Source organism: Methylobacterium sp. NMS14P, from assembly GCF_028583545.1.
Taxonomy (GTDB): Bacteria; Pseudomonadota; Alphaproteobacteria; order Rhizobiales; family Beijerinckiaceae; genus Methylobacterium.
Genome location: NZ_CP087107.1, coordinates 13,690 through 35,670, shown reverse-complemented (window position 1 = coordinate 35,670; position 21,981 = coordinate 13,690). Strand labels below are relative to the sequence as shown.

Here is a 21,981-nt window from a genome sequence, read left to right as displayed (position 1 = left end):
GTGTCGGGGTGGGCCGATCCGGCACCGGACAGGCCCGCGGTGCTGGCGGTGCGCGGTCTGACGAAGTGCTTCGGTTCGACCCGGGCGCTCGCCGACGTCACCTTCGACCTCGCCGCCGGGGAGGCCCTCGCCCTGATGGGCGCCAACGGTGCCGGCAAGTCGACCCTGGTGAAGATCCTCTGCGGCGGCCACGGGGCCGATGCGGGATCCATCAGCATCCGCGGGACGGCAGCGGCGTTCGCGTCGCCGGGGCAGGCGCGGGCGCACGGGATCGTCGCCGTGCATCAGGCGATCGCCGATGTCGGCGTCCCGACCCTGTCGGTCGCCGACAATCTCCTGCTCGACCGCGTCTGCGCGGCGCGCGCCCCGGTCTGGGTCGGCCACCGGCGGAGCCGGCGCGCCGCCGCGGCGGTCGCGGCCGGGGTCGGCCTCGAGATCGACCTGTCCCGCACGCTCGGAACGCTCTCCCTCGCCGAGCGCCAGCTCGTCGCCATCGCCCGCGCGGTCGCGCACGACCCGGCCGTGCTGATCCTCGACGAGCCGACCGCCAGCCTCTCAGGCCCGGAATCCGAGCGGCTGTTCGCGGTCCTCGACCGGCTGAAGAGCCGGAGCGTCGCGCTCCTCTACATCTCGCACAGGACGGGCGATCTGCGCCGCATCGCCGACCGGGTCGTGGTGCTGCGGGACGGCCGGGTCGCGGGCCGGTTCGAGCAGCCCCTGGATCTCGGAGCCGCGCTCCACGCGATGGTCGGCCGCGCGGTCGGGCAGGCGGCGCCGCGCAGTCCGGTGCCGGCGATCGGGACAATCCTGCGCCTGTCTCAGGCCCGGCTCGCACCGGAAGCGGCGCCGTTCGACCTCGTCGCGCAGGCGGGCGAGGTCGTGGCGGTGACCGGACCGGTCGGCGCGGGGAAATCGACGCTGGCGGGCGCGATCTTCGGGCTCTGGCCGCTGGCGGAAGGCCGGATGGAGCTCGACGGCCAGCCCTGGCGGCCGCGCTCGCCCCGGGACGCGATCCGGAACGGCGTGTTCATGGCCGGCGAGGACCGCTGGCGGACCACCTTCTTCCCGGCGACCGTGCCGTTCGCGCACATCGCCGGCACGATCGGCTTCCCGTTCCTCGGCCGCTGGAGCCGGACCGGCCTCGTCGCGCCGGCGGTCGAGCGGCGCGCGGCGGAAGGGGGTATCGCCGCCTTCGGCATCCGGGCGCGCGGCCCCGGAGACCTGCCCTCCGCCCTGTCGGGCGGCAACCAGCAGAAGGTCGTCCTGGCGCGCTGGCACGCCGAGCCGGCGCGGCTGCTGCTGCTCGACGAGCCGTTCCAGGGCATCGATCTCGGCGCGCGCGACGACATCGTCCGGGCGATCCGGTCGGCGTCGCGGGATCGCGCCACGATCGTGTTCGTCAACGACCTCGAAGAGGCCCTCGCGGTCGGCGACCGGGTCGTCGTCATGGCGGGGCGTGCCGCGGTCGGAGAGGCCGCCGATCTCGCCGAGGCCGGCGCGACGGCCTCGGGCGACAGCCAGTCATTCTGCCCTGCCGAGACCCCGCCATGCCATCGCCCGCCCACGCCGCGACCGTGACCCTGTCCCCGCGCCGGCTCGCCATCGATTACGGGCTCCTGATCCTGCTCGCCGGCCTGGTGGCGGTCTTCGCCGTCGCCGAGCCCGCCTTCCTGCGCGTCAGCAACCTGTTCAGCATCCTGCAGGCCGTCGCCATCGTGGCTTTGCTCGGCCTGGGCGTGACGGTCACGATGGTCGCCGGCGGCTTCGATCTCTCGGTCGGAGGGCTCGCCGCCTTCGTGCAGATGGCGGCCGCCTACAGCCTCGTGGTGCTCGACGGCTCGACCGGGAGCACCCTCCTGCTTTGCCTCGGGCTCGGCATCTTGGTCGGCCTCGGCAACGCCGTGCTGATCGTCCGGCTCGGCATCCCCGACCTCCTCGCGACGCTCGGGATGCTGTTCCTGCTGGCCGGCCTCCAGCTGGTTCCGACCGGCGGGCGCTCGATCGCGCCGGGCATGATCCTGCTCGACGGGTCGGCCGCGGAGGGCGCCTTCACCGACGCCTTCCTGGCGCTGGGCCGGCACCGGTTCTGGGACATCCTGCCGGTCCCGGTGGTGGTCCTCGCGATCGTGGCGGCCGCCCTCTGGCTCATGATGGATGGGACCCGCTTCGGCCGGGTGTTCTACGCGGTGGGCGGCAACGAACTCGCGGCCCGGCTCGCCGGCGCGCCGACGCGCCGCTACCGGGTGGCCGCCTACGTGATCTCCGCCGTCGTCGCGTCCATCGGCGGCGTCCTGCTGGCCGCCCGCATCGGCCGCGGCGACGTCTCGGCCGGCAACGGGCTGATGCTCGACGCCGTCGCGGCGGCTTTGATCGGCCATGCCGTGCTCGGCGCCAACCGGCCGAACATTCTCGGGACGGTCGTGGGCGCCGTCTTCGTCGGCGTCCTGCTGAACGGCCTGACGATGCTGAACGCCCCCTACTACCTCCAGGATCTCGTCAAGGGCGCCGTGCTGATCGGCGCCCTGGCCGTCACCTACGGCCTCGCGCCGCGGCGGGTCTGAGCGGCTCCGCTCAGCGCGGCTGCGGGATCCAGGAGGCGCTGGCGGCCTCTGAGCGGCCGAAGGCCGGAATCCGGGCGTTGAGATCCGCGATGGTCCGCACGCCGCCTTCCCGCAGCGCGCCCTGCGTCAGCAGAACCGGCTCGACGGTGATCCGGGGTCCGGGACCCTGGCCGGCCAGCGCGAGCGCCGCGGCCCGGATGGAGACGGCGCCGACCACGGCCGGGTTGGTCGCCGCGGTGGCGACCCAGGGGCTATGCGGCTCGGTGATCTCGCCGATATCGGCGGTCGAGACGTCGGCCGCATAGATCTTCACCCGGTCGGCGAGGTTCAGCTCGTTCACCGCGAGCTTCGCGCCGCGGGCGAACTCGTCGTAGGGCGCGAAGATCACCGTGATGCCCGGATTGGCCCGGAGCGCCGCCTTGGCCTGGTCGGCGACCGCGCTCGCGGTGGTGTCGCTCACCGTGCCGAAGCGGGCCTTCTCGACCACGCCCGGATGGGCGGCCTTGAAGGCGGTCCAGACCGCGTCCCGGCGATCGAGCGGCGCGAAGCCGGCCACGTAGACATAGGCCGCCTGGAAGCTGGTCCCGTTCTCCTGCACGATCTGGTCCAGCGCCTCCTGGGCGAGCGCCTGATCGCTCTGCTCGACCTGCGGAATGCGGGGATCGTCGAGGTTCACGTCGAAGGCCACGACCTTGATGCCGGCCTCGACGGCCTTCCGGGCGACGTCCTTCAGGGATTCGGGCAGGCCGTGGTCGATCACGATCGCCTGGGCGCCCAGCGCGATGGCCTGCTCGACCTGCTCGCGCTCCAGGGTCGCGTCCTGCTTGCCGGGGAAGATCCGCAGATCGATTCCGAGCGCCTTGGCCTGGACCCGGGCGCCCGCCTCGTAGGCTTGGTAAAAATCGCCGACCGACAGGTAGCGGACCAGCGCGACCTTGACGCCGCCGCGATCGAAGGGCGGCGGCGCTGCACTCGTCTCGGCAGCCTGGGCAGCCGTCGCGAGGCCGAGCGCCGCGAGGGCGGCACGGAGAACGAGACTCTTGGACATGGCTTCCCCTGCTCCTACGACGCGGCGGGCAGCACCTGCCCGATCTTCCACTGGAACGGCGGCTCGGTGCCGTTGACCGCGAAGTCGCCGACGATGCGGTCCTTGAAGATCCGCGGGTTGTGCGAGGCGATCGTCCGGGCGTTGCGCCAGTGCCGGTCGAGGGCGTGGCTCCGGCTCGTGGCGGAGGCCCCGAGCGCGTCGAACAGGATCGTGGTCGCGTCCAGCACGAGGCTCGTCAGCACGGTCTGCGCCTGAGCGAGCTCGATCTCCGAGGCGACGTTGATCGCCTGGGCCGCGGCCTCGGGCAGACCCCCGACCCGGGCCTCGTAGGCCCGCTGCACCGCCTCCGCCGCCTGGCGGTTGAGGGCGCCGGCCGCATAGGCGAGCGCCTGCACCCGGCCGACGATCTGGAGCACCTGCGGGTCAACGCTCGGCCGCGGCCCCGCCGCGTGGGAATAGGTGCGCGCCCGCTCGCGCACGGCCCGCGTCACCTCGTCGGCGGCCGCCCGGGCGATGCCTGTGAGCGTCGCGAGGTGGACCGCCTGGAAGAAGGCCGTCCCGTAGGCGAAGCGTACCTCCGTACGCAGCGGCTCACCGATGGCGGGGGCCTCGGCGAAGGTGGCGGTGCCGCTCGCGGTCAGCCGCTGGCCGAACCCGTCCCAATCGTCGTCGATCGTGACGCCCGGCCCCTTCGCGGCCACCACCACCGAGGTCTCCTCCCCGTCCTCGCCGGTGCCGACCACGTCGATCCAGTCAGCGTAGAGCGAGCCGGTCGTGTAGTATTTCCGGCCGGTGAGTCCCCAGCCGTCGCCCTGGCGATGGATGCGGGTCTCGAACGTGCCGACCACGGCCGTCCCGGTCTCCGACCAGGCGCCCCCGAACAGGTCGCCGGCCGCGAGGCGCGGGATCCAGTGCCGGCGGCGGGAATCGTCGGGGCTGCCGACCGTGTCCTCCGCGAAGCCGAAATGGTTGCGCAGGGCCTGGGGCAGGTTGGAATCGGCCTGGGCCAGCTCGGCGAGCAGTTCGAACAGGTCCGGCAGGCTCGCGCCGAGGCCGCCCTCCGCCTCCGGCACCCGCAGGGCGCCGAACCGGGCGGCCCTCAGCTGGCCGATCGCGTCGAAGGGCAGCGCCCGCTCGGTCTCCCGGCGGGCGGCGTCCTGCCGGATGCGGGCGAAGATCGGCCGGAACCGGGCCGCGAGCGCCGCGTAGCTGGGGCTCGGCGGCGCGCCCCGGGCGGCGCGCTCGGGGGGCCAGGGGGTCGCGTCCGCCGTCACGGTGCCGGCCGCATTCGGGAGGATCGAGAGGGTCATCGGGGTCGTCCCGTTCGCGGGGAGGGTTGATCGGGGCCACGCCGAGGCCGGTCGGAGCGGCGTTTCACTGGAGGGATCCGGAGCCGCCGAGATACAGCGCGCCCAGGCGGCCGCTGGCGGCGAGTCCGGCACTGGCGCCCGTCGCGACCACGCGCCCGCTCTCCAGCACGACGGCCCGGTGGGCATGCTCCAGCACCAGGTTGGCGCTCTGCTCGGCCACGAGGACGCTCAGGCCCTCCTCGCGGTTGAGGCGTGCGATGATCGAGAAGATCTCGGCGGCGACGATCGGGGCGAGGCCCATCGAGGGCTCGTCGAGGAGCAGCAGCGTCGGCCGGGTCATCAGCGCCCGGCCGATCGCCACCATCTGCTGCTCGCCGCCCGAGGTCAGCCCGGCCCGGGCGTGGCGGCGGTCCCTGAGGCGCGGGAACCAGCCGTAGATCCGCTCCAGATCCGTCGCGAGCTGCCGCCGGCCCGGCTTGCGCAGGTAGCCGCCGGTGAGCAGGTTCTCCTCCACGGTGAGCTGGCCGAAGACGTGCCGCCCCTCCAGCACCTGGACGACGCCGCGGGCCACGAGCTCGGCCGGGTCGAGCCGCCCGGTCGCCGCGCCCTGCCAGCGGATCGCGCCCCGGCGCAGGGTGCCCCGCTCGGCGCCGAGCAGGTTGGAGATCGCCCGGAGCGTCGTGGTCTTGCCGGCGCCGTTCGGGCCGACGAGCGCGACGATCTCGCCCCGCTCCACGCGCAGCGACACGTCGTGCAGGGCCAGGATCGCGGCGCCGTAGACCGCCTCGATCCCGGCGACTTCGAGAAGCGCGTCCGCCATCGGATCAGCCCCGGCCGCGCCTCATCGGGCCGTCGCCTCGGCGGTGTCCTCGGCCCGGGGCACGATGCCCTTCTCCCGGGCGTAGGCGGCCGCGCGCGCGTAGATCACGGGCAGGAGCAGGTCGCGGTCGGACTGCACCCAGCCGTTGCTGGCGACGACCCATTGCGTGCCGTCCCATTGCAGCACCTTCCCGGCGCCGCCGCCCTCGTGATCCTTGATCGAGAGGCGCAGGGGCTGGACGAGGCCCTCGGCACCGATCGCCTTCAGGCGCGCCTCGTCGAGCACGAGGTGCTCCAGGCCCCACTGGCCCTCGGCGCCGGTGATCGGCCGGTTGCCGAAGCGTGCCTGCGCCGTGCGGATCGCCTCCACCGAGACGATCGCCTCGATCACCCCGGAATTGTAGTAGACCGAGCCGAAGCTCCGCGGGTCCTTGAGGTCGCTCTTGCCGGTATCGACGATCGCGGCCTTGATCTTCTTCAGGATCTCGAAGTCCTGGCCGGCCGGGAACGGGGTGATCGCCCGGTAGCCCTTCCCGACGCTGCCGGCCGGCCGGACATCCTCCTCGGAGCCCGACCAGATGCCGCCGATGATGTGGTCCACCGCGAAGCCGGTCTTGGCCGCGGTCTTGATGGCGACCGGGGTCATCACCCCCCAGCCGCGCAGGAACACCCAGTCGGGCTTGATCTGGCGGATGCGGCCCCACTGCGCCGCCTGGTCGTTGCCGGGATGCGGCACCGCGATCTGGATGTTCTCGAAGCCGTACTGCTTGGCCAGCAGCGCCAGCGGGGTCTGCGTCTCCTTGCCGTAGGGGCTGTCGTGGTAGACGGTCGCGATCTTCAGGCCCTTGAGCTTGTCCTTCCCGCCGGCCTGCTCGGCGATGTAGTTGACGACCGACGACGCCTCGCTCCAGAAACTGAACAGCACCGGGAAGCTGTAGGGGAAGACCCGCCCGTCGATCGCCTCGGTGCGGCCGTAGCCGGTGGTGACCAGCGGGATCCGGTCGGCGACCGACTTCTCGGTGAGCGCCTTCGAGATCGGATCGCCGTGCGGCAGGAAGATCGGGACCGGCGAGCCGTCCCGGCCGCCCTTCACCCGCTCGTAGCACTCGACGCCCTTCTCGACGGCCCACTCGGTCTCGCACTCGTCCCAGACCAGCTTGACGCCGTTGATGCCGCCCTCGACCGCGTTGACGTAGCGGAAATAGTCGATCACGCCGGCCCAGACCGGGATGCCGGAGGACGCGTAGGCGCCGACCCGGAAGGTCGCGAGCGGGAAGTATTGCTGGGGGGATCCCTTGGCGGGCTCGGCCGAAGCTGCCGGCGCGAGTCCGAGGCTCGCCGCCAGGATCGTGGCGCGCAGGGCGCGGGCGAGGCGTGTCATGGGGCGGGTCTCCGGTACGGGGGGCTTATCGGGCGCGGCGCGGGAGGCGGGCCGCGAGGCGTTCGATGAGGGCGGCGAGGCCGTTCGGCTCCTTGATGAGGAAGCCGATGATCAGGAGGCCGAAGACCACCCGCTGCAGGTTCGACACCTGCCCGCCGTCGAGGGCGCCGCCGGGCACGAGCCCGGCCAGATGGGTGAGCAGGATCGGGGTCAGCACGATGAAGGCCGCGCCGATGAAGCTGCCGGCGAGGCTGCCGAGGCCCCCGATGACGATGATGAACAGGGCCTGGAACGAGCGGTCGAGGTCGAAGCTGCGGGCATCGACTGTGCCGAGATACGCGAAGGCCCAGAGCGCCCCCGCGACGCCGCTCACGGCCGCTCCCACGAAGAAGGCCGAAAGTTTGGCCCGAGCCACCGGCACGCCGATCACCGCGGCCGCGGTCTCGCCGTCGCGCACGGCCCGCCAGTTCCGCCCGGTCTGGCTGCGCGCGAGCCGCCAAGCGAGCGCCGTCGCGACGACGACGCTCGACAGGGTCAGGGCGTAGCGGCCGGCCGGGCTCGACAGGTCGTGGCCGAGGACCGCGAGGCGGGGCGCCGAGATCGCGCTGGAGCTGGCGTAGTTCGAGAACCAGCCGACCTGATTGAAGATCCACTCGATCAGGAACTGGGCGGCGAGCGTCGGCGCGACGAGGTAGAAGCCTTTGATCCGCAGCGACGGCAGCCCGACCACGAGGCCGACCGCGCCCGCGATCAGGCCGCCGAGCGCGAGGCTCGCCGGCAGGGGCAACTGCGGCAGGCGCAGCAGCAGGTTGTAGGTGGCGTAGGCGCCCACGGCCATGAAGGCGCCGGTCCCGAGCGAGGCCTGACCGGCGACGCCCATGGTCAGATTCAGGCCGAGCGCCGCCAGGGCCATGATCAGGAACGGGATCAGGATCGCGTTGTACCAGTAGTCGGTCGCCACAAGGGGGGATCCCGAGAGCGGCCAGCGCCAGCAGGAGGGCGAGCGCTGCGGAGCGCGCCGGCAGGGTCGGCAGCGCGAGGCGCCGGCCCGGGGCGGGTTCGGCGGCGGAGAGTGCGGGCGGCATCGGGTCAGACCCTCTCGATGGCCCGCTCGCCGTAGAGGCCCGCCGGGCGGACCAGCAGGAAGGCGACGGCGAGCAGGTAGGCGAACCACGTGGAGACGGAGCCGCCGAGGAGTGGCCCCAGGTAGATCTCGGCCAGCGCGTCCGCCGCGCCGACGATCAGGCCGCCGACGATCGCGCCGGTGATCGACGTGAACCCGCCGATGATCAGCACCGGCAGGGCCTTCAGCACCACGAAGGTGAGCGAGAACTGCACGCCCTGGCGGGCGCCCCAGAGCAGCCCCGCCACGAGGGCGACGAAGCCCGCCACCGCCCAGACCGCGGCCCAGAGGACGGGCAGGCGGATGCCGATCGACAGGGCGGCCTTCGGATCGTCCGCCACCGCGCGCAGCGACACGCCGAGCCGGGTGCGCTCGAAGAACAGCGACAGGGCGAGCACCAGGACGCCGGCGCTCGCCGCCGCGACGAGGTCGAAGCGGCTGAGCTGGATCGGGCCGAGCTCGACCGGCAGGTCGGCGATGCCGAGGTCGAGTTCGTGGACGCTCGCGCCCATCAGGAGCTGCGCGCCGCCCTCGATCACGTAGGACAGGCCCAGCGTCGCCATGAACAGCGTGATCTGCGGGCGGTTCACCAGCGGCCGCAGCACGAAGCGCTCCACCGCGACCGCGAGGCCCACCATGATGGCCAGCGTCGTCAGCCCGGCGAGCCAGTAGGGCAGGCCCCGCTCCGTCAGGGTGACGAAGGTCAGCGCGGCGCACAGCACCATCGCGCCCTGCGCGTAGTTGAAAACGCCCGAGGCCTTGAAGATCAGCACGAAGCCGATCGCCACCAGGGCGTACATCACGCCCGACAAGAGTCCGCCCGCGAGCGTCTCGACGAAGAAGCTCATCGGCCGGCCCTCAGTGCGGCGTGCCGAGATAGGCCGCGATCACGGCCGGGTCGGTGCGCACCGCCTCGGGCGTCCCGTCGCCGACCTTCCGACCGTAATCGAGCACCACCATGTGGTCCGACAGGCGCAAGACCACGCCGATGTCGTGCTCGATCAGCACCACTGTCAGCCCGAGCGTGTCCCGCGCGGCCGCGATGGAGCGCGCCATCGCATCCTTCTCGGCGCCGTTCATGCCGGCCATCGGCTCGTCGAGGAGCAGCAGCTTCGGTCGCGCGACCAGCGCCCGGGCGAGATCCACCCGCTTCTGGAGGCCGTAGGGCAACGTCGCGACGATCCGGTCCCGGTAAGGCGCGAGCTCGAGGAACGCGAGGGTTTCCTCTGCGGCCGCGCGGAAACGGCGCGCTTCGGCGGCCTCGCGCGGCAGGCCGAAGGCGTGCTCCACGAGCGTCGTCCGGCTGCGGCGCGCGAGGCCCGCCAGCACATTGTCGAGCACGGTGAGCGGCCCGAACAGCGCTCCGTGCTGAAAGGTGCGTCCGATCCCGCGCCGGGCCGCCGCGCCCGGACGGATCCTGTCGAAGCCCGCGTCCTCGAAGGTGATGCGGCCCGAACTCGGCCGGTACACCCCGTTGAGGATGTTGAGGAGCGAGCTCTTGCCGGCCCCGTTCGGCCCGATGAGCGCGCAGATCTCGCCGCGCCGGACCGCGAGGCTCAGGCGGTTGATCGCCGTGATCCCCTTGAAGGCCAGCGTGACGTCGGCGAGCTCGAGGATTGTGTCGGGCACGGGCAGCCCTCACTCGGCCGCGGCGGCGGGACGGAGCGCCGACGCGCGCGCCTTCACCGCCTCGATGTCGCGATAGCCGTGGGCCGGATGAGTCTCCGGCAGGGTTGGCCCCCGGCCGAACAGCTTCTCGCGCAAGGTTCCGGGGCGGTAAGCCTTCGGGTAGACGCCGCGCCGCTGCAGCTCCGGCACCAGCAGGTTCACGGCATCCTCGAAACTCTCCGGCGTGACCGCGTAGGCGAGGTTGAAGCCGTCGACGTCGGTGTCGGCGACCCATTCCTGGAGGATGTCGGCGACCGTCGCGGGCGAGCCGACGAAGACCGGTCCGATCCCGCCGATGCCGCCCCAGCGGGCGAGCTCCGCGATCGACCAGGGCTTCTCGGACGACGAGAAGTACTCGACCATCGACACGATGGCGTTGGTCTCGACCTTCCGGACGAGGTCGGTCGGCGCGTACTGGCCGAAATCGATGCCGCTCCAGCCCGACATGAACACCAGCGCGCCGTCATACGAGGCGTAGGACTGGTATTCCTCGAACTTCCTCTGCGCGGCCGCGTCGGTCTCGGCGACGATGATCGTGGTGAGGTTGTAGATCAGCACGTCCCGGGGCGAGCGGCCGGCGGCCCGGGCCTGGGCGCGCACGTCGGCCACGTAGGCCTTGAGCATGGCTTTCAGCGGCGCGGCGACGAACACGCACTCGGCATGGGCGGCCGCGAAGGCCTTGCCGGGCCCCGAGGCGCCCGCCTGATAGAGCACCGGCGTGCGCTGCGGCGAGGGCTCGCACAGATGGTAGCCCGGCACCGTGAAATGCCGGCCGCGATGCCCGATCTCGTGGACCTTGGCCGGATCGGTGAAGATCCGCCGGTCGCGATCGCGCAGGACCGCCCCGTCCTCCCAGCTGCCCTCGAACAGCTTGTAGAGCACCTCGACATACTCGGCCGCGACTTCGTAGCGGTTGTCGTGGCGCTTCAGGCCCTCCTGGCCGAGGTTCCGGGCGCCGCTCTCGAGATACGACGTGACGATGTTCCAGCCGACCCGCCCCTTCGTGTGGTGGTCGGCGGTCGAGAGGCGCCGCGCGAAGGTGTAGGGGTGCTCGAAGGAGGTCGAGGCCGTGATGCCGATGCCGAGATGCTCGGTGGCCAGCGCGATCGGCGCGGCGAGCTGGAGCGGATCGTTGACCGGGATCTGCGCGGCCTGATGCAGGGCGTGCCAGTTCGAGCCCTTGTAGACGTCGTAATAGCCGACGACGTCGGCGATGAAGATCCCGTCGAAGATCCCGCGCTCCAGCGTCCGGGCAAGATCCTGCCAGTACTCGAGATCCTTGTACTGCCACGACCGATCACGCGGATGGGCCCACAGGCCCGGCGACTGGTGGCCGACGCAGTTCATGTCGAAAGCGTTGAAGCGGATGGTTCTCGACATTCGGACGTCATACCTTCGGGGATGTGCTGACGAGTCGGCGGGCCGCGCCGCCTCACAGATCCAAAGTTACGATAACAACTTCAATATACACGCGCTGATAGCGCCGAGAATGTACCGATAACTCTTTACTGTGGAAGATCATTCCTAATAAAACCGGCAATGAATCCGCAAAACACTCTCGATCGCCCTCGTGGCATGTCGAGAGAATACCGAAGAAATGCTGAGCCTCCAGATTTCAGATCATTTTATGTCATGGATCTGTGGAAATGTGCTGTCATATTTCTGAGGCGGGAAAGAAAATCATTTCGATCCGGAGCTCGGAGAGGAAGCACTTGGTTCGCGCCCGATGTCGCCTCTGGCCGATCGGACGGCTTGCCCGAGCCATGGCGGCCTCGCGGCCATGGCCGTGGCGCTGGCGCATCCGGAGCGGTTCGGCCACGTGGTCGCGCTGTCGGGCTCCCTCTGGTGGCATCCGGACGGATCGTCCGAGGGCGGGACCGAGCAGGTCGCCCGGGCGCCGCGCGGCGCTGCGCGTCCATCTCACGGCCGGGCTCTTCGAGGCGGGCCGTCGGGCGCCAGCGACATCCTCGCGTCCACGCGGCGCCTGCGCGCCACCGGCGAGGCCAGCGGCTACGACGTCACCGCCCGCGACTATGCCGGCGGCCCCGACGACCTGACCCGGCGCGGCGCCCTCGGTGATGCCCTGCTCGCGCTCCGGCAGCGAGTGTGCCCCGCGAGTGTGCCCCGGTCGGATCAGACCGGCCTGATCTGCTCCGAGATCAGCAGCCTCTCGAAGTAGGCGATGGTTTTCATGAGCCCTTCCCGCAGCGGCACGGTCGGGCGCCAGTCGAGGAGCTGCTCGGCCAGGGCGATGTCGGGCCGTCTCTGGCGCGGATCGTCCACCGGGAGCGGGGCGTGAACGAGCCTCGAACGCGAGCCCGACAAGTCGACGACGAGTTCGGCAAGCTGTCGGATGGTGAACTCGTCCGAATTGCCGAGATTGACGGGACCGGTGATCGCCGTCTCGGTGGCCATCATCGCCTGGAGGCCCAGGACCAGATCGTCGACGTAGCAGAACGAACGGGTTTGATGCCCTTCGCCGAAGACCGTGATCGGCGCGCCGCGCAGGGCCTGGACGACGAAGTTGGAGACGACCCGCCCGTCGCTGGGATGCATGCGCGGGCCGTAGGTGTTGAAGATCCGCACGACCTTGATCGGGACGCGATGCTGCCTGTGATAGTCGAAGAACAGGGTCTCGGCGCAGCGCTTGCCCTCGTCGTAGCAGGACCGGGGCCCGAGCGGATTGACGTTCCCCCAGTACCCCTCGGGCTGCGGGTGCACGAGCGGATCTCCGTAAACCTCCGAGGTCGACGCCTGAAGGATCGGCACGCGGAGCCGCTTCGCCAGCCCCAGCATGTTGATGGCCCCCATCACGCTGGTCTTGGTCGTCTGGACGGGATCGAACTGGTAATGGATCGGGGAGGCCGGGCAGGCAAGATTGTAGATCCGATCCACTTCGACGAAGAGCGGATGCGTGACATCGTGCCGAATGAGCTCGAAGCGCGGGTTGTCGAACAGGTGAGCGATGTTGCTCTTCCTGCCCGTGAAGAAATTGTCGACGCAGAGGACCTCGTGGCCCTGCTCCAGCAGGCGCTCGCTCAGGTGCGAGCCGATGAAGCCGCCGCCGCCGGTGATCAGGATCCGGTCGCTCATCCGTGATGGTCCCAGCAATCAGAGCCTTGCCGTGCCGGTGTCGGCGCGAGTCTTGAAGACGTTCAGCCGGTCGAGCCAGCGCGCGCGCGCGGCGCGCTTCCTCGGCAGGTTCTCCTCGACGAAGCGGGCGAACTCTTCGAGGTCGAGGTCGAAATCCTCGCGCTCCCTGCTGCCGGGGACATGAAGGGCGTTGCTGGAGGTGTCGAGATCCGTCACCCGATCGGCGGGGATGTAGAAACAGGCCGACACGTTCTCCCGAAAGATCTCGGTGTCGTAGATGCGCAGATCGTCCTTTCCGCTGAGCACGGATCGGCTCGATATGACGCAGCCGGGCGCGTTGGCGACCCACTTATACTTGGCGAGACCGGCTCCGAAATGCGTCACGAACAGGTCGGTGTGGAGCGAGGCCACGAGGCTCGCGCCCATCGAGCAGGGCACGAGCGGCAGCACGTCGACGTTGGCGATATCCGCGACCTGGGGGCGGAGCGCCTCGATCAAGTCGATCTCCATCTGGACGATGGAGGGCACGGTCCCCGTCACCGGGACGAGGCTCTCGCAGTAGCTCTCGACGAAGCCGCCCGTCGCGCGCGCGAGCGTGTTGTGCCCGTCGACGATGACCAGAAACCGCTCCCCCCGCCTCCGACCGAGGCGGCGGATCAGGGCAACATACCCGTCGAGCTGCCGGACCCACTGGCGATTCTCCAGCCGCAGGCCGATGAGGACGATCGTGGCCCGGCGCGCCGCGTCGGTCAGGCGGGCATCGAGCGCGGGTTCGGCGCTCCGCGCCAGGGCCGCGAGGCGATCGGCCAATCGCTGGCTCACGCGGTAGGAGCGAAACGGCAGGAAGGTCGCCGCGCCCGTGACGGCAGCCTGCAACAGGGGCAGCGGGCCTTCGATCCCGCGATACACACGTCCGGCGACTTCCGGAAAGACGGCGTCGACCGGAAAGATTGGCTCGTTGCAGCTGGCGAACAGGAACACCGCCGGCGAGCGGCCGAGCGACAGCACGTCGTCGACCGCGGCCAGCTCGTTCCAGATGGCGTGACTGATATGCGCGTGTTCGAAGACGATCCCGACCCGGGTCGACCGGGCCGCGCCGTCGATCAGAGCCGGAAGGAGGTACTGCCGCCACAACCGGACCTGCACGAGGGTCGCGGCGTCGAACCCGACGCTCGCCAGGTTCGGCCGGGCGTAGGCCGTGTTGGTTCGAACGTCCAAGAGGGCCGACGCGAGGCGGGAGTTCTTGCCGATCAGCGTGCACAGCGTCTCGTTCCGGTCCACCGAGTAGCCGACGAACCGGAAGCCCGGCATGGGCAGGTAGATCGAGAAGCGCAGGTCGCCGCCGTCCGGGTGGCGCGTCTCCTGCCCGCCGCGCGCGACGATCTCCTTCGTCACCAGTTCGGGCAGATGGGGCGGAGACCCCGCCGGCGCGCCGTTGAGCCGCGCCAGCGCCGCGTGCATCGCCTGCGCGCGCGGATCGGAACCTCCGCCCGTCACGACCCGGACAGCCTGGTCCGGGTTCGCGGCGGCCGCGCGCGCGAGGGCCTCGATCAGGAGATGGATATCCTCGATCATGGCCTGCGGGCCCGACGCGCCGTCGTCGTCGGTGAGAACCGCCTCGGCCTGCCAGTCGAGCGGGCCCGCGCCGTCCCGTGGCGCGGCGAGGAAATCCGCCGCGCAGGACGCCAGCGGCGCGCCGTCCGGGTTCAGGAAGCGGAACGCGCGCGCGTCGCTCGGACCCAGGAGCGCGACCACCGTGGCGCGTCCGCCGAGATCGATCAGGCCGAGCGCGGACCAGCCGGCCTCCGTCGGACAATGCGCGACGAGCCGCCCGTCGCGGCTCGTGACCGCGTCCCCCGATCGCTGCAGGCTACGGGTATGGCGGATGATCATCGGCGCCCGTCCTCGATATCGTCCGGACGGGTTTGTCGAACTTCGGGCGCCGCCACAAGGAGGCCCGCGGGCGCGCCGCCGGGACAGGCCGATCCGATCGGCGTCACCGCGCCCGCGACACCGCAGGGTCCCCTCCCCCGACGCTCCACCGGGGCCCGGACGGGACCGGGAGCGGACGGGCGGACAGCCGCCCGCCGCGGACATGGGGCCGATAAGGCAGCCGCGCCGGCCTGTCTCGGAAGCCGCTCGTCCCCCTCGGGCGACGCGGTCGCCGCGCGCCGGCGCGTCCTCAACCGCAGCGCGCGCTGCCGGCAGGCACGGGATCACCTGTCCCGCGGACGTAGCACAGCGGGATCCCCGCGACGGGCCTCGTCCTGTGACGGTGTTGATCGATACGGTGACAGCCGCCCCGGACTGCTGCGGCGGGGCCGAGGACTGCTTGCCACGCATCGGGTTGATCTTGGTTCGCGCGACTTTCGGCGGGGAGTTGTATGCTCCCGCCCATTACTGATACTAGAAGTTGCCAAATCTCCGGCCCCGGCGGTATGATACCGGTATCGGCCATTGATTTTGGTATATCAGTACCGGAGACTGGGTTTGCGCGAACCGATTTGCGCGGAGGGAGGCCACGCTGTTGCAGACTGCGGCTGATCTTGCACTGCGGGCGGCGGGCTATGTCGGCGCTTGGACCGCGGACGTGTCGGCCGGACAGTCCGTCCTCGACGAAGGGACGGCGGCGCTGCTCGCCGGGGATGTGGCCCTGGCCGGTCGACCGCTGCCCATCGAGATCGCCCTGCGATGCACCCATCCGGACGATCGCGACTGGGTCTTCGCGCGCATCGCCCGGGTGCGCGAGACGGGCGGCCCCGTCTCCGCCGAGTACCGCGTCCTCACGGGTGGCGGCGAGGTCCGATGGGTTCTCGACCGCGGCAGCCTCACGCCCGATCCGGCGGGACGGATGCGCGGCCGCGGCATCATCATCGACACGACGGACAGCCACCGCGGCCCCTTCCTCCCGGCCGAGCCGGCCGATCTGCCGGCGGACGACCCGATGGTCCTGGCGGTCGATCACCTCCTGCAGGCGCGCGCGGCGATCGTCGCGATGGGCCACCAGCGGCTGCGGCAGGTGTCGGATCTGGCGCTGTTCGAGGTCGGGCGAGCGCTGGCGCAGCGCGCTCGGGCGTGACGCGGACGGCCGAGGCCGCGCGCCGCGCGCGCGGACGACGCGCCCGCCCGCCACCTACCCCGGGGATCGCGGCTCGGCCGTGACGGTCATGCCGCCGGTCGTGACCGGCGGCCCGCTCCCGCGAGGGTGCGCTCGATGACGGCGCGCAGATGGGCGCGATCGAAGGGTTTGCCGACGTGGTCGTCGGCGCCGGCCGCCCGGAGCGCTCGGACCTGCTCGGGCAGGACATGGGCCGTCATCGCGATGATCGGCACCGCGCCGGTCGCGCCGTCGAGGCCGCGGATGGAGCGCGTCGCCGTGAGGCCGTCCATGACCGGCATCTCCACGTCCATCAGCACGAGATCGTAGGCCTGCGCCCGGACCATGGCCACGGCCTCCTGGCCGTTGCAGGCGATGGAGACGCGATACCCCATCGCCTCCAGAACCATCTGGGCGATCTCGCGGTTGATCGCCCCGTCCTCGACGAGGAGCAGGTGCGCGCGCTGCGCCCCGTCCGCCCCGACCGCGTGCGGTGGAGCCGCCAGGACCGGCCGCTCGGGCGCCGGGGCGCGCGTCGCCGCGCGCGGGAGGACCACGTCGAACCGGAAGGTCGAGCCCGCGCCGTCGCGGCTTTCCAGGCCCATGGTGCCGCCCATCGTCTCGATCAGGCCCTTGGCGATCGCGAGCCCCAGTCCCGTGCCGCCGAAGCGCCGGGTCGTGGAGCTGTCGGCCTGGGCGAAGCGGGTGAAGAGCCGCGCCTGCGCCTCGACCGGGATCCCGATCCCGGTGTCGCGGACGGCGACGTGCAGGGCGACGCCGTCCGGGCGCGTCGTCTGCGTGAGCGCGACCGTCACGGAGCCGCGCTGCGTGAACTTGACCGCGTTGTTGACGAGGTTCAGCAGCACCTGCCTCAGCCGCGTCTTGTCCCCGATGACGGGCTGCTCCGTGCCCTCAGCGCTGTCCCAGCGCAGGTCGAGGCCCTTGCGCTCGGCGGTCCCGGCGACGAGGGCCACGGTCTCCTCCACGAGCGCGCGCGGCGAGAACGGCGCAGCCTCCAGCGCGACGCCGTCCGCCTCGATGCGCGCGTAGTCGAGGATGTCGTTGACCACCGTCGTCAACACCTCGCACCCGACGCGCATCTGGTCGACGCAGCGCTGCTGGCTCGCGGTCAGCGTGGGGTCGTCGCGGAGCAGGTCGCCGAAGCCCACGATGGCGTTCAGCGGCGTGCGGATCTCGTGGCTCATCGTGGCCAGGAAGTCGCTCTTGGCGCGCTCACCGGCCTCGGCCCGCGCCTGCGCCGCTTCGGCCCGATCGCGGGCCTCGGCGAGTTCCGCGGTTCGGTCGGACACGCGGCGCTCGAGATCGACATTGGCGAGTGCCAGGGCTTGATCGCGTTCACCCAGGCGCGCCAGCAGCGAGGTCAGCGCGTCCGTCAGCTCGGCGATCTCCAGGTAGCCGCGCGGCTTCGGCAGGCGGGCATCGCCGGCGGACGCGTCGATGCCGCTGGCCGCCCGGGCCAGCGCGCGAAGCGGATAGGCGAGGCGCTCCGCCGCCGACCAGCCCAGGAGCGCGAACAGGAGCGTGAAGGCCGCACCGCCGAGCATCAGCCGGTTGATGATCGGATCGGAGATCGCCCGCGCCACCTCGACGGGCTGCCGCACCACGACCGTCCAGGGCAGGGTCGGCTGATCGGTCGAGGGCCGGGCGCGGCTCGCGCCGGTGAAGTAGGCACCCCCGTCGGGCCATGTTCCGCGCGCGCTCGCGAGCTCGGCGCCGCTCGTCAGCGCCGACAGAGCGGGCAGGACGGCGTCGATGCGCTGACCGGCCTGATCGCCGGGGCCGAGGATGACGGTCCCGTCGCCGGCGAGGATCAGCACCTCGACGCTCGGCTCGCGCTTCAGGGCCTTGGCGATGGCCGCCCGGCTCATCTCGCGCATCCACGTGATGCTGAGGTGGCCGCCGACCACACCGATCCGTGACCCGGACGCGTCGCGGAGCGGCATCGCGACGTCGATGAAGCGCCAGGGCTCCCCGTAGGGCAGCGCCGGCAGGCGCTTGGCGAGGAGCTTCGCGTCGTGGACGTCGATGACGGACGGCGCCTCGATGCCCTTCTGGAACCACGGGCGCGCGGCGACGCTCTCCCCCTCCAGCATGCCGCCGGTACTGGCGACGACGGTGCCGGACCGGTCCGCGAAGCCGATCCAGGCATAGGCGGGGAAGCTCTCGCGCAGGGCATCGACCCACGCGCGCTGCGCTTCGGGCCTCGTGGCGTTCGTCCGGGCGACCGACGACAGCACGGCCATGTCGCCGAGCCGCTCGGCGATGTTGGCGTCGATGATCTGGCGCAGATGCTCCGCGAGTTCGGCGGTGTGCGCCTCCGCGCGGATCTGCACGCGCGCGGCGACGAACTGCGAGACCAGGGTCGTGGCGGCGGCCGTCAGGAGCAGCGCGCCAGCGGCGAAGACGAGGGCGAGGAGGGTGCGCAGCCGCATGATGCATCGGGCCCGGGACGCCCGATCGTCGCACGCGGCGGTTAACGCGACGCTGTTGACGTCCCGACAATCCGGGCGCCGACCGGAAACGGGACTTTCGGTCTCGCGCGCGAGCGACCCGATAGAGAATAATATTGCGGGTCGCGGCCGAAGAACTTCTTCGAAGCGGCATTGTTCGTGTCGGCCGACCGCGTCGGATCGCGGAAGACGTGCCCTATGTCCGGATGTGCTCCCACACCTTCGAGATCACGACCGAGCCCTCGCCGACCGAGGCCGCGACGCGCTTGACGGAGCCGGCCCGAACATCGCCGACCGCGAAGATGCCGGGATGCGACGTCGCGTAGGGTGAACTGGCGCCGATCGTGTTTCCGGTCAGGACGAATCCGTGGCTATCGAGGTCGACGAGTCCCGAGAGCCAGCCCGTATTGGGGGCGGCCCCGACCATGACGAACACGGCACAGGTCGGGACCGCGCGCGTCGTCTGATCCGCGACGGTGCGGATCGTGACCGCCTCGAGACGCGCGTCGCCGTGCAGGGCGGTGAGTTCGGCGCCGTACTCGACGGTGATCGCCGGCTCCGCCTCCAGCCGGCTCGACAGGTAGCTCGACATGGAGCTCGCGAGCGACGGCCCGCGCACGAGGAGGCGCACGTGCCGGGCGGAGCGGCTGAGATACATCGCGGCCTGCCCCGCCGAGTTGCCGCCGCCGATGATGATCGCCTCGGCATTCCGGCAGTAGCGGGCCTCGATCTCGGTCGCCGCGTAGTAGACGCCGGCCCCCTCGAACGTCTCGAGGCGCGCGATCGGCAATCTCCGGTACTGGACGCCGGTCGCGACGACCACGGCCCGGCCCCGGACGCGCCGGCCGTTGTCGAAGGTCGCGCAGAACGATCCGTCCGCGAGCCGCTCCAGCCTCGCCACGCGCCGGGGCATCGCGAACCGCGTGCCGAACTTCATCGCCTGGACCTCCCCGCGCCAGACGAGATCGGCCCCGGAGATGCCGGTCGGAAAGCCCATGTAGTTCTCGATCCGGCTCGAGGTGCCGGCCTGACCGCCGATCGCCACGTCCTCGATCACCAGCGCGCCGAGCCCCTCGGCGCCCGCGTAGACGCCGGCAGCGACCCCGGCCGGGCCACCGCCCACGATGAGGACGTCGAAGGCCTCGTCGTCGACGAGGCCGTAGTCGAGGCCGAGCAGCCGCGCGACCTTGGCGGGGGTCGGCTCGGGCACGACGACGCCCCGGCCGAAGATGACCGCCGGCCGCTCGGGCGCGATCGCGCAGCTCCTGGCCACGCTCGCCGCCTCCGGGCTGCCCAGCGGATGGGACCTGTAGGGAAGGCGGTTGCGGCTCGCGAATTCCGCGATCCGCCGCACGCTCCGATCGTCGTCCTCGCCGATGAGCACCAGCGTGCCGTCGTGCGAGTCGAGCTGCCGCCGTCGCCGTGCGGCGAGGACCGTGATGATGATGTCCGACATCTCCGGGATCTCGGACATCAGGCGCAGCATCGCCGGACGCGGCACCTCGATGACGGCGGTATCGGCGCTCGCCCGCATGGGCATCGACCAGACGCCGCCGTTCAGGAACGAGATCTCGCCCATGAACTGGGTCGGCCCGAGCGTCGAGGGCAGATGCCGCTCGTCGGTGAACGGGTTGACCACCTCGATCTCGCCGGCCTCGACATAGTAGAAGCGATCGGCCGGGTCGCCGGCGCGCACGACAAAGGTGCCGGCCGGGTAGCGCGTCTCGACCCCGATGCCCCGAAGCGCGGCGACGTGCGATGCGGCGAGCGGGATGCGCTGCATCTCCCCCAGGTCACGACCGATCGATTCCATGGATCGTTCCTATCGCACGTTGCGCGCGGCGCCGCAGCATCGGTGGCCGGGCGGCGGGAGGCAAGATCCGCGTCCGCGCGTCCGCCGGCGCGGTCGAACGGGGCCTGCACGGCGATGATCGACGGCGTGCGCGCGCGCTCTCGGCCCGGCGCAGCCGCAGGATTGGCCGACGCGGATCGCTCCGGATCGCTCCGCACGCGGGTCAGTGTTCGCGCGCGTGTGCCGCAGCACGGTCGGCTGTCCCGGACCGTGAGAACTTACCGGCAGGCCGAGAGATCAATATTCCCGGTGGAGGCTTCCATGGCTGATGCTGCTGCGATCCGCGAAACGATACACCTCGACGAAGGCGACGTGGTCGTCCTGCTCCCCGGCACCCTGTCCCCGACGAGCATCAGCCTGCTCCAGGCCAAGCTCGACGGCCTGGCCGCGGACCTGAACGCGCGGTGCTTGGAGGAAAGTCGCGCGTCCCTGTCGGGATTGGCCGGATTGGCCGCCTTCCTCGCCAACTGAGGGGGCGCCGGCAGCGTGCCCGGCAGCGTGCCCGGCAGCGTGCCCGGCAGCGCACTCAGTGCAGGTGCAGGGCCTTGAGCGCCCTGCGCACCAGTTTCTCCCCGCAGGGCTTGGCGATGAAGTGGGCCTCCTCGGGCAGCAACGTCGCCTCGAGCGGGTCGCAGCCCGAGCAGACGATGATCCGGGTCTCCGGCCAGCGTGCCCGGACGGTGTGCGCCAGATCGCAGCCGTCCATCGCGCCGGGCATGTTGATGTCGGTGTAGAGCAGGACGGCCCCGTCGTAAGCCTCCAGATGCTCGAGCGCGCCGTGGGCATGTTCCGCCTCCAGCACCTCGAACCCCAACGCCGTCAGCATGTCGGCTGCGACGAGGCGGCTGAACTCTTCGTCCTCGGCGAGGACGGCGATGGGGCGAGGTCCTGACATACATCGGAAAATGCACCGACGGGTCGCCTGTTTCAGCGTTGCCGCAGAATTTCCGACCGGCGCGGTCGGTCGGCACGCGGGACCTCCGCGCGATCGGGAGGCGCGAGGCCCGGCAACCGTCGGTCATGGTCCTGGATCAGGGCCGCGTCGCGCTGTCCGGACGCCGCCGCGGCGCGAGCGCGCATCTGGAGCGCGGCACGTCGCGGGTGGAGGATACCGGCGACCCGACGGTCGACGATGAGCGGGCTGCCGGCTCAGAGCCCGGCCACATCGTGTTCGACCGCGTCCCCGTCCGCCGGACCGAGCCGGTCCGAACCTCGAGACCGCCGATCGCGGCGTTCGGGAACGCCGCGACCGTAGATCCCGAGAATCGCCTCCGCGTTCGGCCAGGCATTCGAGCGATTCCGGCAAGATCATGGGCCCGTGCGACGCCGCTCTTCTCTCTGGATCGGCGAGCATGCATCTCCGACGTTGCGCCGATTATTCTCGACGAATGCGTCGTGAGTTCCACCACACGCGCGCGCGAGAATTATCGAACACTGAAATCGACGTTATTGTGCAGGATCATTTTTCGGGCGGGGCATCCCTGCCCGCGTAGAAAGGGCCGTATCCTGTAGGGCGAAACCTGACTTATGATGCGCGCAACGGTTTGCTAAGGTTGAT

Annotated in this window: 18 protein-coding genes and 1 pseudogene; 6 read left to right on the top strand and 13 right to left on the bottom strand. The window is 71.2% G+C overall.

Annotation, left to right across the window (positions count from 1 at the left end; genetic code table 11):
• Window positions 1-48 precede the first annotated feature (48 nt).
• Entirely contained in the window at window positions 49-1,578 is a 1,530-nt protein-coding gene (locus LOK46_RS30040; RefSeq protein WP_273565001.1) for a sugar ABC transporter ATP-binding protein, read from the top strand.
• On the top strand, window positions 1,548-2,561 hold the full coding sequence (locus LOK46_RS30035; protein ID WP_273565000.1) for an ABC transporter permease: 1,014 nt from the start codon (window positions 1,548-1,550) through the stop codon (window positions 2,559-2,561). The genes LOK46_RS30040 and LOK46_RS30035 overlap by 31 nt, the downstream gene beginning before the upstream one ends.
• 10 nt (window positions 2,562-2,571) lie before the next feature.
• On the opposite strand, the gene LOK46_RS30030 is transcribed toward LOK46_RS30035, so the two are convergent.
• The 8 genes and pseudogenes from LOK46_RS30030 to LOK46_RS29995 all read right to left on the bottom strand — a co-directional run bounded on the left by LOK46_RS30030 (window position 2,572) and on the right by LOK46_RS29995 (window position 11,290).
• Window positions 2,572-3,609: a substrate-binding domain-containing protein gene (locus LOK46_RS30030; RefSeq protein ID WP_273564999.1), complete on the bottom strand. Its 1,038-nt coding sequence runs from the start codon at window positions 3,607-3,609 to the stop codon at window positions 2,572-2,574.
• Between the two features lie 14 nt (window positions 3,610-3,623).
• Window positions 3,624-4,919 (bottom strand): acyl-CoA dehydrogenase family protein, encoded by a 1,296-nt coding sequence (locus LOK46_RS30025; protein ID WP_273564998.1) that lies wholly within the window; start codon window positions 4,917-4,919, stop codon window positions 3,624-3,626.
• A gap of 64 nt (window positions 4,920-4,983) precedes the next feature.
• Window positions 4,984-5,739, bottom strand: coding sequence for an ABC transporter ATP-binding protein (locus LOK46_RS30020; RefSeq protein WP_273564997.1), 756 nt, complete (start codon window positions 5,737-5,739; stop codon window positions 4,984-4,986).
• A gap of 21 nt (window positions 5,740-5,760) precedes the next feature.
• Window positions 5,761-7,119: an ABC transporter substrate-binding protein gene (locus tag LOK46_RS30015; protein ID WP_273564996.1), complete on the bottom strand. Its 1,359-nt coding sequence runs from the start codon at window positions 7,117-7,119 to the stop codon at window positions 5,761-5,763.
• Window positions 7,120-7,144: 25 nt separating this feature from the next.
• A pseudogene (locus LOK46_RS30010) lies at window positions 7,145-8,204 on the bottom strand (branched-chain amino acid ABC transporter permease).
• A gap of 4 nt (window positions 8,205-8,208) precedes the next feature.
• Window positions 8,209-9,090 (bottom strand): branched-chain amino acid ABC transporter permease, encoded by an 882-nt coding sequence (locus LOK46_RS30005; RefSeq protein WP_273564995.1) that lies wholly within the window; start codon window positions 9,088-9,090, stop codon window positions 8,209-8,211.
• 10 nt (window positions 9,091-9,100) lie between these two features.
• Window positions 9,101-9,871 (bottom strand): ABC transporter ATP-binding protein, encoded by a 771-nt coding sequence (locus tag LOK46_RS30000; RefSeq protein WP_273564994.1) that lies wholly within the window; start codon window positions 9,869-9,871, stop codon window positions 9,101-9,103.
• A 9-nt stretch (window positions 9,872-9,880) separates the two neighbouring features.
• Complete coding sequence (locus LOK46_RS29995; protein ID WP_273564993.1) at window positions 9,881-11,290, bottom strand: LLM class flavin-dependent oxidoreductase; 1,410 nt, start codon at window positions 11,288-11,290, stop codon at window positions 9,881-9,883.
• Between the two features lie 346 nt (window positions 11,291-11,636).
• On the opposite strand from LOK46_RS29995, the gene LOK46_RS29990 reads away from it, so the two are divergent.
• Window positions 11,637-12,089, top strand: coding sequence for an alpha/beta hydrolase-fold protein (locus LOK46_RS29990; RefSeq protein WP_273564992.1), 453 nt, complete (start codon window positions 11,637-11,639; stop codon window positions 12,087-12,089).
• Here LOK46_RS29990 and LOK46_RS29985 read toward each other — a convergent pair.
• Window positions 12,044-13,003: a UDP-glucuronic acid decarboxylase family protein gene (locus LOK46_RS29985; protein WP_273564991.1), complete on the bottom strand. Its 960-nt coding sequence runs from the start codon at window positions 13,001-13,003 to the stop codon at window positions 12,044-12,046. The two genes, LOK46_RS29990 and LOK46_RS29985, sit on opposite strands and share 46 nt — an antisense overlap.
• Before the next feature lie 18 nt (window positions 13,004-13,021).
• On the bottom strand, window positions 13,022-14,896 hold the full coding sequence (locus LOK46_RS29980; protein WP_273564990.1) for a hypothetical protein: 1,875 nt from the start codon (window positions 14,894-14,896) through the stop codon (window positions 13,022-13,024).
• A gap of 634 nt (window positions 14,897-15,530) precedes the next feature.
• Here LOK46_RS29980 and LOK46_RS29975 point away from each other — a divergent pair.
• On the top strand, window positions 15,531-16,082 hold the full coding sequence (locus tag LOK46_RS29975) for a PAS domain-containing protein (RefSeq protein ID WP_273564989.1): 552 nt from the start codon (window positions 15,531-15,533) through the stop codon (window positions 16,080-16,082).
• A gap of 86 nt (window positions 16,083-16,168) precedes the next feature.
• On the opposite strand, the gene LOK46_RS29970 is transcribed toward LOK46_RS29975, so the two are convergent.
• Together LOK46_RS29970 and LOK46_RS29965 are read right to left on the bottom strand one after the other, a co-directional pair.
• Complete coding sequence (locus LOK46_RS29970; RefSeq protein ID WP_273564988.1) at window positions 16,169-18,553, bottom strand: hybrid sensor histidine kinase/response regulator; 2,385 nt, start codon at window positions 18,551-18,553, stop codon at window positions 16,169-16,171.
• Between the two features lie 214 nt (window positions 18,554-18,767).
• Window positions 18,768-20,384, bottom strand: a complete 1,617-nt coding sequence (locus LOK46_RS29965) for an FAD-dependent oxidoreductase (RefSeq protein WP_273564987.1) — start codon at window positions 20,382-20,384, stop codon at window positions 18,768-18,770.
• A 300-nt stretch (window positions 20,385-20,684) separates the two neighbouring features.
• Between LOK46_RS29965 and LOK46_RS29960 the strand changes: the two genes are divergently transcribed.
• Window positions 20,685-20,894, top strand: a complete 210-nt coding sequence (locus tag LOK46_RS29960) for a hypothetical protein (protein ID WP_273564986.1) — start codon at window positions 20,685-20,687, stop codon at window positions 20,892-20,894.
• Window positions 20,895-20,949: 55 nt separating this feature from the next.
• Here the strand turns inward: LOK46_RS29960 and LOK46_RS29955 are convergent, their stop codons facing one another.
• Entirely contained in the window at window positions 20,950-21,318 is a 369-nt protein-coding gene (locus LOK46_RS29955; RefSeq protein ID WP_273564985.1) for a response regulator, read from the bottom strand.
• Window positions 21,319-21,443: 125 nt separating this feature from the next.
• Here LOK46_RS29955 and LOK46_RS29950 point away from each other — a divergent pair, with 125 nt between their 5' ends.
• On the top strand, window positions 21,444-21,935 hold the full coding sequence (locus tag LOK46_RS29950) for a hypothetical protein (RefSeq protein ID WP_273564984.1): 492 nt from the start codon (window positions 21,444-21,446) through the stop codon (window positions 21,933-21,935).
• The last annotated feature ends 46 nt before the right edge of the window (window positions 21,936-21,981 follow it).

Coding starts and splice junctions, on each gene's coding strand:
- LOK46_RS29950 (WP_273564984.1), top strand. CDS start 21,444: ATGGTCCTGGATCAGGGCCGCGTCGCGCTGTCCGGACGCCGCCGCGGC.
- LOK46_RS29995 (WP_273564993.1), bottom strand. CDS start 11,290: ATGTCGAGAACCATCCGCTTCAACGCTTTCGACATGAACTGCGTCGGC.
- LOK46_RS30030 (WP_273564999.1), bottom strand. CDS start 3,609: ATGTCCAAGAGTCTCGTTCTCCGTGCCGCCCTCGCGGCGCTCGGCCTC.
- LOK46_RS29965 (WP_273564987.1), bottom strand. CDS start 20,384: ATGGAATCGATCGGTCGTGACCTGGGGGAGATGCAGCGCATCCCGCTC.
- LOK46_RS30015 (WP_273564996.1), bottom strand. CDS start 7,119: ATGACACGCCTCGCCCGCGCCCTGCGCGCCACGATCCTGGCGGCGAGC.
- LOK46_RS29960 (WP_273564986.1), top strand. CDS start 20,685: ATGGCTGATGCTGCTGCGATCCGCGAAACGATACACCTCGACGAAGGC.
- LOK46_RS29985 (WP_273564991.1), bottom strand. CDS start 13,003: ATGAGCGACCGGATCCTGATCACCGGCGGCGGCGGCTTCATCGGCTCG.
- LOK46_RS30025 (WP_273564998.1), bottom strand. CDS start 4,919: ATGACCCTCTCGATCCTCCCGAATGCGGCCGGCACCGTGACGGCGGAC.
- LOK46_RS30005 (WP_273564995.1), bottom strand. CDS start 9,090: ATGAGCTTCTTCGTCGAGACGCTCGCGGGCGGACTCTTGTCGGGCGTG.
- LOK46_RS30020 (WP_273564997.1), bottom strand. CDS start 5,739: ATGGCGGACGCGCTTCTCGAAGTCGCCGGGATCGAGGCGGTCTACGGC.
- LOK46_RS30035 (WP_273565000.1), top strand. CDS start 1,548: ATGCCATCGCCCGCCCACGCCGCGACCGTGACCCTGTCCCCGCGCCGG.
- LOK46_RS29970 (WP_273564988.1), bottom strand. CDS start 18,553: ATGCGGCTGCGCACCCTCCTCGCCCTCGTCTTCGCCGCTGGCGCGCTG.
- LOK46_RS29955 (WP_273564985.1), bottom strand. CDS start 21,318: ATGTCAGGACCTCGCCCCATCGCCGTCCTCGCCGAGGACGAAGAGTTC.
- LOK46_RS29980 (WP_273564990.1), bottom strand. CDS start 14,896: ATGATCATCCGCCATACCCGTAGCCTGCAGCGATCGGGGGACGCGGTC.
- LOK46_RS29990 (WP_273564992.1), top strand. CDS start 11,637: ATGTCGCCTCTGGCCGATCGGACGGCTTGCCCGAGCCATGGCGGCCTC.